This is a genomic window from Polaromonas sp. P1_G2 (assembly GCF_056405515.1).
In genome coordinates this window covers 1-15,067 of record NZ_JBFUBY010000081.1, presented here as the reverse complement: position 1 = coordinate 15,067, position 15,067 = coordinate 1, and the positions used below count along the sequence as shown (strand labels likewise).

16 protein-coding genes are annotated in these 15,067 nt (G+C 64.8%); 13 read left to right on the top strand and 3 right to left on the bottom strand.

From position 1 onward, the window contains the following. From hpf to hprK, 3 genes are all read left to right on the top strand, one after another. Positions 1 to 293: ribosome hibernation-promoting factor, HPF/YfiA family (gene hpf / locus AC1D0P_RS10710; protein ID WP_477676719.1), on the top strand; the 293-nt coding region annotated here is incomplete at its 5' end. Positions 294 to 476: 183 nt separating this feature from the next. Continuing rightward, positions 477 to 950, top strand: coding sequence for a PTS sugar transporter subunit IIA (locus AC1D0P_RS10705; protein ID WP_477656096.1), 474 nt, complete (start codon positions 477 to 479; stop codon positions 948 to 950). A gap of 33 nt (positions 951 to 983) precedes the next feature. Beyond that, on the top strand, positions 984 to 1,934 hold the full coding sequence (gene hprK / locus AC1D0P_RS10700) for an HPr(Ser) kinase/phosphatase (protein ID WP_436155918.1): 951 nt from the start codon (positions 984 to 986) through the stop codon (positions 1,932 to 1,934). Positions 1,935 to 2,079: 145 nt separating this feature from the next. Here hprK and fur read toward each other — a convergent pair whose 3' ends face one another. Further along, positions 2,080 to 2,532 (bottom strand): ferric iron uptake transcriptional regulator, encoded by a 453-nt coding sequence (fur, locus tag AC1D0P_RS10695; protein WP_477656095.1) that lies wholly within the window; start codon positions 2,530 to 2,532, stop codon positions 2,080 to 2,082. A gap of 126 nt (positions 2,533 to 2,658) precedes the next feature. Here fur and AC1D0P_RS10690 point away from each other — a divergent pair, with 126 nt between their 5' ends. The 6 genes from AC1D0P_RS10690 (at position 2,659) to AC1D0P_RS10665 (ending at position 8,455) form a co-directional block, all read left to right on the top strand. Then, positions 2,659 to 3,219 carry an outer membrane protein assembly factor BamE gene (locus AC1D0P_RS10690; RefSeq protein ID WP_477676718.1) on the top strand — a complete coding sequence of 187 codons (561 nt, stop codon included), beginning with the start codon at positions 2,659 to 2,661 and terminating at the stop codon, positions 3,217 to 3,219. After that, positions 3,216 to 4,049, top strand: coding sequence for a 4-hydroxy-tetrahydrodipicolinate reductase (dapB, locus tag AC1D0P_RS10685; protein WP_477676717.1), 834 nt, complete (start codon positions 3,216 to 3,218; stop codon positions 4,047 to 4,049). The genes AC1D0P_RS10690 and dapB overlap by 4 nt, the downstream gene beginning before the upstream one ends. 39 nt (positions 4,050 to 4,088) lie before the next feature. Further along, complete coding sequence (locus tag AC1D0P_RS10680; RefSeq protein ID WP_477676716.1) at positions 4,089 to 4,730, top strand: MotA/TolQ/ExbB proton channel family protein; 642 nt, start codon at positions 4,089 to 4,091, stop codon at positions 4,728 to 4,730. Positions 4,731 to 4,732: 2 nt separating this feature from the next. Further along, complete coding sequence (locus AC1D0P_RS10675; protein WP_477676715.1) at positions 4,733 to 5,167, top strand: ExbD/TolR family protein; 435 nt, start codon at positions 4,733 to 4,735, stop codon at positions 5,165 to 5,167. Between the two features lie 128 nt (positions 5,168 to 5,295). Then, complete coding sequence (leuS, locus tag AC1D0P_RS10670) at positions 5,296 to 7,920, top strand: leucine--tRNA ligase (protein ID WP_477676714.1); 2,625 nt, start codon at positions 5,296 to 5,298, stop codon at positions 7,918 to 7,920. Between the two features lie 28 nt (positions 7,921 to 7,948). After that, positions 7,949 to 8,455, top strand: coding sequence for an LPS-assembly lipoprotein LptE (locus AC1D0P_RS10665; protein ID WP_477676713.1), 507 nt, complete (start codon positions 7,949 to 7,951; stop codon positions 8,453 to 8,455). Between the two features lie 27 nt (positions 8,456 to 8,482). On the opposite strand, the gene rocF is transcribed toward AC1D0P_RS10665, so the two are convergent. Beyond that, a complete protein-coding gene (rocF, locus tag AC1D0P_RS10660) occupies positions 8,483 to 9,397 on the bottom strand; it encodes an arginase (RefSeq protein ID WP_477676712.1) in 915 nt (304 codons plus the stop codon). After that, a complete protein-coding gene (locus AC1D0P_RS10655; RefSeq protein WP_477676711.1) occupies positions 9,397 to 10,485 on the bottom strand; it encodes an ornithine cyclodeaminase in 1,089 nt (362 codons plus the stop codon). Before AC1D0P_RS10655 ends, rocF begins: the two co-directional genes overlap by 1 nt. Before the next feature lie 139 nt (positions 10,486 to 10,624). On the opposite strand from AC1D0P_RS10655, the gene AC1D0P_RS10650 reads away from it, so the two are divergent. From AC1D0P_RS10650 to gshA, 4 genes are all read left to right on the top strand, one after another. Beyond that, on the top strand, positions 10,625 to 11,047 hold the full coding sequence (locus tag AC1D0P_RS10650) for an Lrp/AsnC family transcriptional regulator (protein ID WP_436155908.1): 423 nt from the start codon (positions 10,625 to 10,627) through the stop codon (positions 11,045 to 11,047). 35 nt (positions 11,048 to 11,082) lie between these two features. Further along, positions 11,083 to 12,171: a DNA polymerase III subunit delta gene (holA, locus tag AC1D0P_RS10645; RefSeq protein WP_477676710.1), complete on the top strand. Its 1,089-nt coding sequence runs from the start codon at positions 11,083 to 11,085 to the stop codon at positions 12,169 to 12,171. Positions 12,172 to 12,216: 45 nt separating this feature from the next. Next, a complete protein-coding gene (locus tag AC1D0P_RS10640; RefSeq protein WP_477676709.1) occupies positions 12,217 to 13,539 on the top strand; it encodes a glutamate-5-semialdehyde dehydrogenase in 1,323 nt (440 codons plus the stop codon). Between the two features lie 152 nt (positions 13,540 to 13,691). Beyond that, on the top strand, positions 13,692 to 14,987 hold the full coding sequence (gene gshA / locus AC1D0P_RS10635; protein WP_436155906.1) for a glutamate--cysteine ligase: 1,296 nt from the start codon (positions 13,692 to 13,694) through the stop codon (positions 14,985 to 14,987). The last annotated feature ends 80 nt before the right edge of the window (positions 14,988 to 15,067 follow it).

Sequence of the window (15,067 nt, the reverse complement as noted above, 5' to 3'; positions counted from 1 at the left end):
CCCCCGCGCTGCGCGGATACGTGACCAGCAAGCTGGATCGGATTACCCGGCATTTCGACCAGGTAGTGGACGTAAAAGTCCTGTTGACAGTGGACAACATGAAAGAAAAGGAAAGACGCCAGCGGGCCGAGTGCAATGTGCACGTCAAGGGCCGCGACCTGTTTGCCGAGAGTTCCCACGCTGATCTTTACGCCGCCGTTGACGAGTTGACCGACAAGCTGGACCGCCAGGTCGGACGTTACAAAACCAGAACCCAGGACCACCACCACATTGCCGCCAAGCGCCAGGCCTGAAGGGCCTTTCCGTTTTCTGCCTCAGCCGGTGCGGTCCGGCGGAATCTTCCGCCCCGGCCGCCCTGTACAGAGCTTGCGCAAGTTGTTGAAAGAAGCCGCTTGAAGCACTCAAGCGGCTTTTTTATGCCTCTTTTTCCAGCAAACCCGCTGCAAAGTGCATAATTCGGCGACTAAAAGATTGTTATGAACCGTCTTTCGCAAATATTGCCCCCCTCCCAAGTGCTGGTCAGCGTTGAAGCGACCAGCAAAAAACGCGCTTTTGAAGAAGCCGGGCTGCTGTTCGAAAACCAGCACGGCCTGAACCGCGCGCTGATCACCGACAGCCTGTTCGCCCGTGAACGCCTGGGCTCGACCGGCCTGGGCCACGGGGTGGCGATTCCGCACGGCCGCATCAAGGGACTCAAGGCGCCCATGGCGGCGGTGTTCCTGCTGCAATCGCCGATCGGCTTTGACGCACCGGACGAGCAGGCCGTGGGCCTGCTGATTTTCCTGCTGGTCCCCGAAGCCGCCACGCAAAAACACCTCGAAATCCTCTCGGAAATCGCCGAGCTGCTCAGCGACAGCACCCTGCGCGAACAGCTCAAGACCAGCACCGATGCCGCCGGACTGCACCACCTGATCGCTTCCTGGCATTCCGTCCACGAAGTCAGCTCCTAGGCCTTATCGGCCGCTCCCGAATCACAGGCCGGCATGAAGCCCACCGTCGTCAGCGCTGACGTTTTATTTGAGGACCACCGCGCTTCCCTGAAATGGGAATGGGTCGCCGGCCTGGGCGCCTCCGAGCGGCGCTTCGACGAAGTGGCCGTGCGGGCCGCGCGTTCCGGCGCCGACCTGGTCGGTTACCTCAACTACATCCATCCCTACCGCGTGCAGATCCTGGGCGAGCGCGAGGTCGCCTACCTGACCAACGCCAGCCCCGAGGATTGCGCCCGCCGCATCTCCCGCATCATCACGCTGGAACCGCCGGTGCTGGTCGTGGCCGACGGCCAGGTGGCGCCCGACACGCTGCTGTCCATGTGCGAGCGCGCGCAGCTGCCGATGTTCTCCACGCCGGAGTCGGCCGCCTTCGTGATCGACGTGCTGCGGGCCTATCTGTCCAAACACTTCGCCGACCGCACTTCGATGCACGGCGTGTTCATGGACATCCTCGGCCTGGGCGTGATGATCACCGGCGAGTCGGGCCTGGGCAAAAGCGAGCTGGGCCTGGAGCTGATCTCGCGCGGCCACGGCCTGGTGGCCGACGACGCGGTCGATCTGTACCGCATCAACCAGACCACCATCGAAGGGCGCTGCCCAGAGCTGCTGCAGAACCTGCTCGAAGTGCGCGGCATAGGCCTGCTCGACATCAAGGCGATCTTCGGCGAGACGGCGGTGCGCCGCAAGATGCGCCTGAAGATGATCGTGCACCTGGTGCGCCGCGAGACGCTGGAGCGCGACTACGAACGCATTCCCTATGAGCCGCTGACGCAGGACGTGCTGGGAATTCCGGTGCGCAAGGTCATCATCCAGGTGGAGGCCGGCCGCAACATCGCCGTGCTGGTGGAAGCCGCGGTGCGCAACGCGATTTTGCAGCTGCGCGGCATCAATACCTACCAGGAATTCGTGGAGCGGCACCGCCGCGCCATGGAACAAGACGACTAGAAGGCGCGAATAAACCTACTGCGCCCCCCGATCTCGCGCCTGCGGCCTCGCCGTACGGGTGTACGGCTCCGGTCCTCGACGCGACCTCGGGGCGCTCGCTACGGTTTCTTCACACCTTCTAGGCCGCGCCGCATACCCGCTCAACTCAAGCGTGGTGATGCCTCACCGGCATGCCGTTGCGGTTGGGGCATTTGTCCTTGGTGCAGTTGGCGTAGATGGACAGGGAGTGGTCGGCGATGGTAAAGCCCTTGGACTTGGCGACCGACTGCTGGCGTTTTTCGATCTCGGCGTCGTAAAACTCCTCGACCTTGCCGCAGTCCAGGCAGACCAGGTGGTCGTGGTGCTGGCCTTCGTTGATCTCGTAGACCGCCTTGCCGGACTCGAAATTGCTGCGATTCAGCAAACCCGCCTGCTCGAACTGGGTCAGCACCCGGTAGACGGTGGCCAGGCCGATGTCCGAACGCTCCTCGAGCAGCACCCGGAACACGTCTTCAGCCGTCATGTGGCGCTGTTTTCCCGCCTGAAAAATCTCCAGGATTTTCAGGCGCGGCAAAGTTGCCTTGAGGCCGGTATTTTTCAGTTCGTCGATGTTGCTCATGGGAAAACTCTCTGGGTGAAACCGGTGTGACGCGGCGGTTGTGACCCTTCAGGGCAGGCGCAGGCCGGGAGCCCCCAGCCGCTACAATGAACAATCATATCGCTACACCCCCTTACTATGTCAGCCATGCCTGCAAATCATCGTTACAGCGCCCGAACCGCTTTCCTGCTCCTGGCTTGCACGGTGCTGGCGTCCTGCGGCGGCATGCGCGGCAGTTCCATCAACCCGGTCAACTGGGTGACCCCCTACAAGATCGACGTCATCCAGGGCAACTTTGTCTCCAAGGAGCAGGTCGAGCAGCTGAAAGCAGGCATGACGCGCGACCAGGTCAAGGCCACGATGGGCACGCCGCTGATGGCCAGCCTGTTCCACGGTGACCGCTGGGATTACGTTTTCACCCTGAAGCGCCAGGGCGTGGAGCCCCAGTCCTACAAGTACACCGTGTTCTTCAAGAACGACCAGCTCGAGCGCTTTGAAGGCGACGCCATGCCGAGCGAGACCGAATTCATCTCCAAGCTGGGCAACCGGCGCAAGCTGGGCGACGTGCCTGTGCTGGAAGCCACCGAAGCGCAGCTGAAGGCCGCCGAAAAACCCAAATCCGCCTCAGCCAGCGCCGCGGCCCCTGCCAGCGTACCCGCCGGCACGCCGGCCGCCAGCTACCCTCCCCTCGAAAGCCCGAAACAGTGAGCGGGGCGGCCCTCAACCAGGCCCGCCGACACAGGGTCGCGGTGGCGGGCGCCAGCGGCCGCATGGGCCAGATGCTGGTCGAAGCCATCGCCGCCAGCACCGACTGCCAGCTGACCGGCGCGCTTGACTTGGCCTCCAGCCCGGCCGTGGGCAGCGATGCCGCCGCGTTCTCGGGCCGCGCCAGCGGTGTGCTCATCAACGCCGACATCCGCCAGGGCTTAAAAGACTCCCGCGTGCTGATCGACTTCACCCGCCCCGAAGGCACGCTGGCCCACCTGGCGGCCTGCCGCGAAATGGGGGTCAAGCTGGTCATAGGCACCACGGGCTTCTCGGAGGCGCAGAAAGCCGAAATCGCCRCCGCCGCCAAGGACATCGCCATCGTCATGGCGCCCAACATGAGCGTGGGCGTCAACGTCACGCTCAAGCTGCTCGAAATGGCGGCACAGGCCCTGTCCACCGGCTACGACATTGAAATCGTCGAGGCGCACCACCGCCACAAGGTCGACGCGCCCTCCGRCACCGCGCTCAAGATGGGCGAGGTAATCGCCGGCGCGCTGGGCCGCGACCTCAAGGACTGCGGTGTCTATGCGCGCGAAGGCGTGACGGGCGAACGCGATCCCCTGTCCATCGGCTTTTCCGCCGTGCGCGGCGGCGACGTCGTCGGCGACCACACCGTGATGTTTCTGGGCACCGGCGAACGCATAGAGATCAGCCACAAGTCGTCCAGCCGCAGCAACTATGCCCAGGGCAGCCTGCGCGCCGCCCGCTTCCTGGACGGCCATGCCACCGGCCTTTTCGACATGTTCGACGTGCTGGGCCTCAAAAAATAAACGCGGCGCAGGCCGCGGCAGCTTCAAAGGTGTAACCGGATGGACTTCTTCAGCCTCATGACCCAAGGCGGTATCGTCAGCCAGCTGGTGGCCGTCCTGCTGCTAGGCATGTCGGTGGCGAGCTGGGTCGTGATCCTCTGGAAAACCTGGCTGCTTCGCCGTGCCGGCGGCGACGTCGCGCGCAGCACCGCCGCTTTCTGGCAATCGGCCTCGGTCGAACAAGCCCGGGAAAAAGTCGCCGCCTTCGACCGCGAAGCCCTGGTGCTGCCGCTGATCGCCGCGACGGCCCTTCCGGCCGGCGGCACGCTGGCCACGGCGGGCGACAAATCCCAGCAACTGACCCGTGTGTTGCGCGACGCGCTGCACGCCGTGCTGCACAAGCTGCAGTTCGGCCAGGTGCTGCTGGCCACCGTCGGCTCCACCGCGCCTTTTGTGGGGCTGCTGGGCACGGTCTGGGGGATTTACCACGCGCTGGTCGGCATCGCCTCGGCCGGCCAGATCACCATCGACAAGGTTTCCGGCCCCGTCGGCGAAGCCCTTATCATGACGGCCGCCGGCCTGGCCGTGGCCATCCCGGCCGTGCTGGCCTACAACATCTTCGGCCGCTACATAGGCCGCATCGAAGCCGACCTTGAAGGCTTCGCCCGCGATTTGCGCGAGCTCCTGGCGCACAAGGCTTGACCATGGCTTTCGGACGCCTTGAACGCACGCCCGGCCCGCAGCCCATGAGCGACATCAACGTCACGCCGCTGGTGGACGTGATGCTGGTGCTGGTGGTCATCTTCATCATCACCGCGCCCCTGCTGGCCAGCAGCATACGGCTGGACCTGCCCAAGACCGACGCCGCCAAACCGGCCGACGCCCCGAAATTCGTCACCCTGGTGGTCGACAAAGCCGGCCAGGCCTTCCTGAACGACAAGCCCCTGAACATGGATGAGCTGGCCGGCCGGCTGGCCGAAACCTCCGCCCAGAATCCCGACACCGAGGTCCAGCTGCGGGCCGACGAGGGTGTGCCTTATGGCAAGGTGGTCCAGGTGATGGGCGTGGCGCAAAAAGCCGGGCTCAACCGCATCGGCTTTGTGGCCGACAACCCTTCCGGCGCGGCGGTGAGCCGCTAAGCGGCGCGGATACTGCCCCTGCCCCTAAAATCGGGGATTCGCGGCAATCGGCCGCGCGCCCGCGCCGCCGGGCTTTCTCCCCGTTTCCTGTTCCGTTTTCTTTCCGTTTTCCGCTTTCCCGGTTCTCCATGCAAGACAAATACAACCATCTCGACGTTGAGCGCGACGCTCAAGCCCATTGGACCGCCGCCGACGCCTACCGCGTGACGGAAGACGCCGGCCGCAAGAAGTACTACGCCTGCTCCATGCTGCCCTACCCCAGCGGCAAGCTGCATATGGGCCATGTGCGCAACTACACCATCAACGACATGCTCACGCGCCACCTGCGCATGAAGGGCTACAACGTCTTGATGCCCATGGGCTGGGACGCCTTCGGCCTGCCGGCCGAAAACGCCGCCATGAAAAACAAGGTACCGCCGGCCCAGTGGACCTACGACAACATCGCCTACATGAAAAAGCAGATGCAGGCGATGGSGCTGGCCATCGACTGGAGCCGCGAAGTCGCCACCTGCGACCCGGGCTACTACAAGTGGAACCAGTGGCTGTTCCTCAAGATGCTGGAAAAAGGCATCGCCTACCGCAAGACGCAGGTCGTGAACTGGGACCCGGTCGACCAGACCGTGCTGGCCAACGAGCAGGTCATAGACGGCAAGGGCTGGCGCACCGGCGCCGTTGTGGAAAAGCGCGAGATCCCCGGCTACTACCTCAAGATCACGGCCTACGCCGAAGAGCTGCTCGACAGCGTCAGCCACAAGTTGCCCGGCTGGCCCGAGCGCGTCAAGCTGATGCAGGAGAACTGGATCGGCAAGAGCGAAGGCGTGCGCTTTGCCTTCACGCACGACGTCCAGGACGCCTCCGGCAAGCTGATCGGCGATGGAAAGATGTACGTCTTCACCACGCGCGCCGACACCATCATGGGCGTGACCTTCTGCGCCGTGGCGCCCGAGCACCCGCTGGCCCTGCACGCCGCCGCCTCCAGCCCCACGGTCGCGGCCTTCGTCGAGGAGAGCAAAGCCGGCGGCACGACCGAAGCCGAACTCGCCACGCAGGAGAAAAAAGGCGTGCCCACCGGCCTGTTCGTCACGCACCCGCTCACCGGCGGCAAGGTCGATGTCTGGGTCGGCAATTACGTGCTTATGAGCTATGGCGACGGCGCCGTCATGGGTGTGCCCGCGCACGACGAGCGCGACTTTGAATTCGCCAAAAAATACGGCCTGCCGATCAAGCAGGTGGTCGACGTCAAGGGCCAGGCCTATAGCACCGACGCCTGGGCCGATTGGTACGGCGACAAGCAGCAGGGCGTGACCATCAACTCCGGCAAGTACGACGGCCTGGGCTTCAAAGCCGCCGTCGACGCTGTCGCAGCCGATTTAGCTGCCAAGGGCCTCGGCGAGAAAAAAACCACCTGGCGCCTGCGCGACTGGGGTGTGAGCCGCCAGCGCTACTGGGGCACGCCGATTCCCATCATCCATTGCGAAGAGCATGGCGCGGTCCCGGTGCCCGAAAAAGACCTGCCCGTGGTGCTGCCGCAGGACTGCGTGCCCGACGGCTCCGGCAACCCGCTGCACAAGCACGCGGGCTTTCACGCCGGCGTGGTCTGCCCCGTCTGCGGCAAGCCCGGCCGCCGCGAGACCGACACCATGGACACTTTTGTCGACTCGTCCTGGTACTTCATGCGCTACTGCGACCCGAAGAACGGCGAGAAGATGGTGGCCGAAGGCGCCAATTACTGGATGCCCATGGACCAGTACATAGGCGGCATCGAGCATGCCATCCTGCACCTGCTGTATGCGCGCTTCTGGACCAAGGTCATGCGCGACCTGGGCCTGGTGACGGTCGACGAGCCCTTCACCAAGCTGCTGACGCAGGGCATGGTGCTCAACGAGGCTTTTTCGCGCACCACCACCGGCAAGCAGTACTTCTGGGCGCACGAACTCGACATCGTGCGCGACGAACACGCCAAGGTGGTCTCCGCCACCGCCAAGGCCGACGGCCTGCCGGTGCCCTACGAAGGCTGGACCACCATGTCCAAGTCCAAGAACAACGGCGTGGATCCGCAGGACCTGATAGAGAAGTACGGCGCGGACACCGCCCGGCTCTACACCATGTTCACCGCGCCGCCCGACACCACGCTTGAATGGAACGATGCCGCGCTCGAGGGCTCTTACCGCTTCCTGCGCCGCGTCTGGAACTTCGGCGTCAAGCTCGGCGCCGGCAAGCAGCCCGAAAGCGGCGCGCCCGCGTTCGACAAGGACACCAAGGCCTTGCGCCTGGAAATCCACGCCGTGCTCAAGCAGATCGACTACGACTACCAGCGCATGCAGTACAACACCGTGGTGTYGGGCAACATGAAGCTGCTCAACGCACTGGAAGACTTCAAGGGCGCGGCATCGGCCGGTTCCGACGCCGCGCTGCGCGAAGGCTTCGGCATCCTGCTGCGCTGCCTGTACCCGGCAACACCCCACCTGGCGCACGCGCTGTGGTCGCAGCTCGGTTATGCCGCGCAGCACGGCGAGCTGCTCGACGCCCCCTGGCCCCAGGTGGATGCCGCCGCGCTGCAGCAGGACGAGATCGAACTGGTGCTGCAGATCAACGGCAAGCTGCGCGGTGCCGTCACGGTGCCGGCCGGCGCCGACAAGGCCGCCATCGAGGCGGCAGCGCTGGCGTCGGAAGCTTTCACCAAACAGGCCGCGGGCGCGCCCGCCAAAAAGGTGATCGTGGTCCCCGGCCGGTTGGTCAATATCGTCATCTGAGACTGTTTCAACGAAGAGAAGGCAAGCCATGCAGCGTCGCGCATTCCTCTCCCTGTCGGCCACCGCCGCCGCCCTGAGCCTCAGCGGCTGCGGCTTCGCGCTGCGCAAGGCGCCCAATTTCGCCTTCAGCACGCTGTACTCCTCCCTGGGCGAAGGCTCACCGCTGGGCGTGGAACTCAGGCGCTCGCTGCAGTCCACCCGCAAGGTGGAAGTGATCTCCGACCCTCGCCGCCTCAACGAAGCGCAGGTGGTGCTCGACGTGCTGGGCGACCGGCGCGAAAAAGTGGTGCTCAGCACCAACGCTTCGGGCCAGGTGCGCGAGTTCCAGCTGCGGCTGCGCTTTCGCTTCAGGCTGCGCACGCTCGCGGGCAAGGAGCTGATTCCCGACACCGAAATCCTGCAGCAGCGCGACATCAGCTTCAACGAATCCGCCGTGCTGGCCAAGGAAGCCGAAGAGGCCCTGCTTTACCGCGACATGCAGGGTGACGTGGTCCAGCAAATCATGCGCCGCCTGGCGGCCGTGACGGAACTGTAAGACAGGCCCGCGGGCTTCACGCCCGCATCACGCCCGCATCAGTGTGCTCTTGCCAAACAGGCTCTCGATCAGGTCCACCGCGACTTCGGCCGTTCCGTTGCGCACGTCCAGTGCCGGGTTGAGCTCCATCACGTCGAGCGAGCCCAGCAGGCCGGTGTCGGCGATCATCTCCATGCACAGCTGGGCCTCGCGGTAGGTCGGCCCGCCCTTGATGGCGGTGTCCACGCCCGGCGCGATGGAGGGGTCCAGGAAATCCACGTCAAAACTCACGTGCAGGTGGGTGCCGGCATCCATGCCGGCCAGCGCTTTTTCCATGGTGTGGCGCATGCCCATCTCGTCGATGTAGCGCATGTCGAACACCTCCAGCCCCTGCTGACGCACAAAACGTTTTTCCCCTTCGTCCACACTGCGGATGCCGATCTGCCGGATAGCCGAGGGGCTCATGGCCGGCGTGGCGCCGCCTATGCCTGTGAGCTCGGCCGGGCCATGGCCGCAGAGCACCGCCACCGGCATGCCGTGCACATTGCCGGTGGGCGTGAGGGCATTGGTGTTGAAGTCGGTATGCGCGTCCAGCCAGAGCACACGCAGTTTCTTGCCGGTGGCGCGGCAGTGGCGCGCCACCGCGCTGATGGAACCTATGCCCAGGCAATGGTCGCCGCCCAGCAGGATGGGCAGGCGGCCGGCGGCCAAACTCTGGTACATGGCTTCATGCACGGCTTTGTTCCAGTCAACCACTTCATCCAGGTGCCGGTAGCCGTCGGCAGGCGGCAACCAGGGGTTGGTCGGGCCGGCCAGGTTGCCGGTGTCGGCGACCTCCAGGCCGCGCGCCTGCAGCGCTTCGCGTATGCCGGCCACGCGCAGGGCCTCGGGGCCCATGGAGGCGCCGCGGCTGCCCGCGCCTATGTCGGTGGGCGCGCCTATCAGGTCAACGGTGATGCTCATCAAGGGGCCATTTCGGGGGTGGTGTCCAGACGGGTAGCCTTGACTGTACGGGCTGCGGCCGGCGCCAGCAAGCCGAACAGGTCCTTGGGATTGTCCAGGCGCGGCACCAAGTCGATCCGCCGGCGATTCGCGGCGTCGGCCAGCTGCAGCTTGTGCAGGTAGCGCAGGGCCGAATAGTCCTCCAGCGCGAAGCCGACCGAATCGAAAATCGTGACCTCAAGAGGCGACGCGCGCCCCACGGCCGTGCCCTTGAGCACGTCGGCGAATTCAGCCACCTTGAAATCCTCCGCCATCTGCTGGATCTCGCCCTCGATGCGCGACTGCGGCTCGAACTCGACCACCACACGCGCGTCGGGGCGCAGCAGGATGTCGGCGTGCAGCTCGGTCTTGCCCGGGCAGTCGCCGCCCACGGCGTTCAGGTGCATGCCGGGTTTGATCATCTCCGGTGTGAGGATGACGGCGTTGCGCTTGTCGGCGGTGATGGTGGTCACGATGTCGGCTCCTTGCACGGCCTCGGCGGCGGATTGGCAAATCACCACACGCAGGTCGCTCAGCCCCATCGCATGCAGGTTACGGGCCAGTTTGTCGCTGGCCGCGGCGTCGATGTCGAAAAGCCGCATCTCGCGTATGCCCAGCATGTGGTGAAAGGCGATCGCCTGGAATTCGCTTTGCGCGCCGTTGCCGATGATGGCCATCACGCGGCTGTCCGGCCTGGCCATCCATTTCGCGGCCAGTGCCGAGGTGGCGGCGGTGCGCAGCGCGGTGGTGATGGTGAGCTCGGACAACAGCAGCGGGTAGCCGGTGTCCACGTCGGCCAGCACGCCGAAGGCCGTGACCGTCAGCAGGCCCAGCTCGGTGTTCTTGGGGTGGCCGTTGACGTACTTGAAGGAATACTGGTGGCCATCGCTAGTCGGCATCAACTCGATCACGCCGTCGGGCGAATGGATGGCGTGGCGCGCCGACTTGTCGAAATCGTTCCAGCGCCGGTAGTCATGTTCGATCTCGCCGGCCAGGCCTTCGATGAAGGCGGCCGCGCCGCGCTGGCGCACGATTTTCTGGATGCTCTCAATGCCAATGTAGTCAACCATGATGGGGCTCCCGGTCCTTGTACTGATTTCCATTGTCCGCAGTGCTTGTGCCAAATAAAAGTCAGTAAGTTGATCAGATTTATCCGTTGTTTGAACAAATAGACAGCCTCAATTGACGTTATGCCAATAAAATGCGCACATGGACGATACCGACCGCCAACTGCTGTCCCTGCTGCGCGACAACGCCCGGGCCTCCGTCGCCTCGCTGGCCAAGGTGCTGCGGGTCTCGCGCGGTACGGTGCAGAACCGGCTGGCCCGGCTGGAGGCCGACGGCACCATCACCGGCTACACGGTGCGCCTCAAGCCCCAGGCCGAGGGCCACCGCATACGCGCTTTCATGACGGTGGCGGTGGAAGGCAACCGTACGGCGGCCGTGCTGGCGGCCCTGCGCGGCGACCCGGCCGTGAGCGCGCTGCACACCACCAACGGCCGCTGGGACATGGTGGCCGAGCTGCAGGCCGACAGCCTCGAAGCCTTTGACAGCGTGCTGAGCCGCATACGCCTGCTTGAAGGCATCGCCAACACTGAAACCAGCCTGCTGCTGTCGACCAGCAAACTCTGAACGCCCGCACAAGCCCAGCCGCTAAACTCCCTCCCATGAATCTGGCTCCCGCCCAACTCCAGGAACACCTCAAGCGCGGCTTGAAGAGCCTGTACACCCTGCACGGCGACGAGCCCCTGCTGGTGCAGGAGTTCGCCGACGCGCTGCGCGCTTCGGCGCGTGCCCAGGGCTACACCGAACGCACGGTGCACACCGTGGCCGGCGCGCATTTCGACTGGAGCGAGGTGCTGGCCAGCGGCGGTTCGCTGAGCCTGTTCGCCGACAAGCAGATTGTGGAAATCCGCATCCCCAGCGGCAAGCCCGGCAAGGACGGCTCGGTCGCGCTGCAGCAGATCGCCGAGCGCGCGCAAGGCGACGACTCCACCCTCACTTTGGTCATGCTGCCGCGGCTGGACAGCATGACGGCCAAGGGCGCCTGGTTCGGCGCGCTCGAAAGTTTCGGCGTCACCGTCAAGTTCGACCCCATCGACAGGCGCAACCTGCCGCAGTGGATCGCCCAGCGCCTGCAGCAGCAGGGCCAGCGCGTGGCCGCCGGCGAGGAAGGTCAGCGCACGCTGCAGTTTTTCGCCGACCGCGTCGAGGGCAACCTGCTGGCCGCGCACCAGGAAATCCAGAAGCTGGGCCTGCTCTATCCGGCCCAGTCCGGTGGCAGCGACGGCGTCCTCAGCTTCGACCAGGTCGAAAACGCCGTGCTCAACGTGGCGCGCTACGACGTCTTCAAGCTCTCCGAAGCCGTGCTGGGCGGCCAGGCGGTGCGCGTGGCGCGCATGCTGGACGGCCTGCAGTCCGAGGGCGAGTCCGAAGTGCTGGTGCACTGGGCGCTGGCCGAGGACATTCGCAGCATGAAGCGCGTGAAAGATGCCATCAGTGCAGGCCGGCCCATGCCCATGGCGCTGCGCGAAAACCGCGTCTGGGGCATCAAGGAAAAGCTCTTCGAGCGCGTGCTGCCGCAGATCGGCGACACCACCCTGGCCAACCTGCTGCACGCCGCCCACAAGGTCGACGGCATCGTCAAGGGCCTGAAACAGCCCGACTGGCCCGCCGATGGCTGGCAGGCCCTGCACCGCCTGGCCGGCATGGTGTGCGAGCAATGCACCTTGCAGGGACGCACCCGGCAGGCATAGCCCCCTGCGCCGTGGGCGCGCTCCGGCAGGCCTAAAATGGACCGGATGAACGCGCCCGATCTCCAAAAAGCCCTTTCCTCTTCCAGCGATATCGCCGGCGATGTCCCGCGCTTGATGGAACTGCTGGGGTCCCGCGCCAAAGCGGCTTCAGCCGAAGTGGCGCGCGCGCCGGCGGCCGTCAAGAACAAGGCTTTGCTGAACCTGGCCAAGGCGCTGCGAAAAAACACGGCAGCGCTGGAGACGGCCAACCAGCGCGACCTGGAGCGCGCCCAAACCGCAGGCCTGGCCGGCCCCCTGCTGGACCGGCTCAAGCTCACCCCCAAGATCATCGACACCGTTGCCCAGGGCTGCGAGCAGCTGGCCGCCATGGCCGACGTGATCGGCGACATCATCGGCATGAAGGAGCAGCCCAGCGGCATACGCGTGGGCCAGATGCGCGTGCCCATCGGCGTCTTCGGCATGATTTACGAAAGCCGGCCCAACGTGACGATTGAAGCCGCGTCGCTGGCCATCAAGAGCGGCAATGCCTGCATACTGCGCGGCGGCTCGGAAGCGATTGAATCGAACAAGGCGCTGGCGGCGCTGGTGCAGCAGGCCCTGGCCGACGCCGGCCTGCCGCCCGATGCCGTGCTGCTCGTGCCCACCACCGACCGCGAGGCCGTCGGCCACCTGATCGCCATGCCGCAATATGTGGACGTCATCATCCCGCGCGGCGGCAAGGGCCTGATAGAGCGCATCAGCCGCGACGCCAAGGTGCCGGTCATCAAGCACCTGGACGGCAACTGTCATGTGTACGTCGACGACCCCTGCGACCTGGAGATGGCCGTGAACGTGGCCGATAACGCCAAAACCCAGAAATACAGCCCCTGCAATGCCAGCGAAGGTTTGCTGGTGGCGCGCGGCGTGGCGGCGCAATTCCTGCCGAAAATCGGCGCGATCTACGCCGCGAAAGGCGTGGAAATGCGCTGCGACCCGGAGGCGCTGGCCATCCTGTCCGGCATCAAAGGCGCCAACACCACGGCCGCCAGCGAGCAGGACTGGTACGAGGAATACCTGGCGCCCATCATCAGCATCAAGGTGGTGGACGGCATTGATGAAGCCATCGCCCACATCAACCATTATTCCAGCCACCACACCGACGCCATCCTCACGCGCGACCATGTGCATGCCCAGCGCTTCATGCGCGAGGTGGACTCGGCCAGCGTCATGGTGAATGCGAGCACCCGCTTCGCCGATGGCTTCGAGTTCGGGCTGGGCGCCGAAATCGGCATCAGCACCGACAAGTTCCATGCGCGCGGGCCGGTCGGCATTGAAGGGCTGACCTCCCTCAAGTATGTGGTGCTGGGACAGGGCGAAGTGCGCACCTGAGGGCATGCCGGGCCGCGATCCCGGCCCACGGATTTTTGGATGGATTGCGTTGGCGTTACCCCTTGTAACCCGGGTATCCCATCCCAATATCCCTAAAATTCGGTCAGCTATAACCGAAGCAAATAACAGATTCCCCTATCGAAAGTGGCCGAATGGTTCCGCACCTCATCACCGCCCTGAACGGCCCCATCAACGAACTCGAACAACGCGTCCTGGACTCCACCCCCGCGATCGAGCGCTGGTTCCGGCTGGAGTGGATGGAGCACACGCCGCCGTTTTACAGCTCGGTCGACATCCGCAACGCGGGCTTCAAGCTGGCCCCGGTGGACACCAACCTCTACCCCGGCGGCTGGAACAACCTGACGCCCGAGATGCTGCCGCTGGCGGTGCAGGCCGCCATGGCCGCGATCGAGAAGATCTGCCCCGAAGCGCGCAACCTGCTGGTCGTGCCCGAGAACCACACGCGCAACAGCTTTTACCTGTCCAACGTGCTGCAGCTCAAGCGCATCTTCCACCAGGCGGGCCTTAACGTGCGTTTCGGCTCGCTGAGCGCCGACATCAAGGAACCCACCACCTTGAACCTGCCGACCGGCGAGACCATCACGATAGAGCCGCTGATCCGCACCGACCGGCGCCTGGGCCTGAAGGATTTCGACCCCTGCACCATCCTGCTGAACAACGACCTGTCGGCCGGCATCCCCGGCATCCTGGAAGACATCAACGAGCAGTACCTGTTGCCACCGCTGCACGCGGGCTGGTCGGTGCGCCGCAAGTCGCACCACTTCAAGGCCTATGAAGAAATTTCCAAGCGCTTCGGCAAGCTGCTGGGCATAGACCCCTGGCTGATCAACCCGATGTTCGCGCAATGCGGCGAGGTCAACTTCGCCGAGAACACCGGCATGGAATGCCTGACCACCAACGTCGACGCGCTGCTGACCAAGATCAAGCGCAAGTACAAGGAATACGGCATCAACGAAAAGCCTTTTGTCGTCGTCAAGGCCGACAACGGCACTTACGGCATGGGCATCATGACGGTGCGCGACGTGAAGGACCTGGAAGCGCTGAACCGCAAGACCAAGAACAAGATGAGCACCACCAAGGACGGCCAGGCGCTGTCAGAGGTGATCATCCAGGAAGGCGTGCTGACCAACGAGCGCGTCAACGACGCCGTGGCCGAACCCGTGGTCTACATGATGGACCGCTACGTCGTCGGCGGCTTTTACCGCGTGCATGCCGAGCGCGGCGTGGACGAGAACCTCAACGCGCCCGGCGCCAGCTTTGTGCCGCTGGCCTTCGCCGACAGCGGCCGCCTGCCGCAGCCCGGCGAAAAGCCCGGCTCCAGCAACCCCAACCGCTTCTATATGTATGGCGTGATCGCGCGCCTGGCCATGCTGGCCGCGAGTTACGAACTCGAAGCCACCGACCCGGACGCCGAGGTTTACGACTGAAAAAGCCCCCGCGAGGGGCTTTTTCATGGCTATTCCGGTTTTGGCCTGCCAGGCCGGGCATGGCGCACTCTTAAATAGAT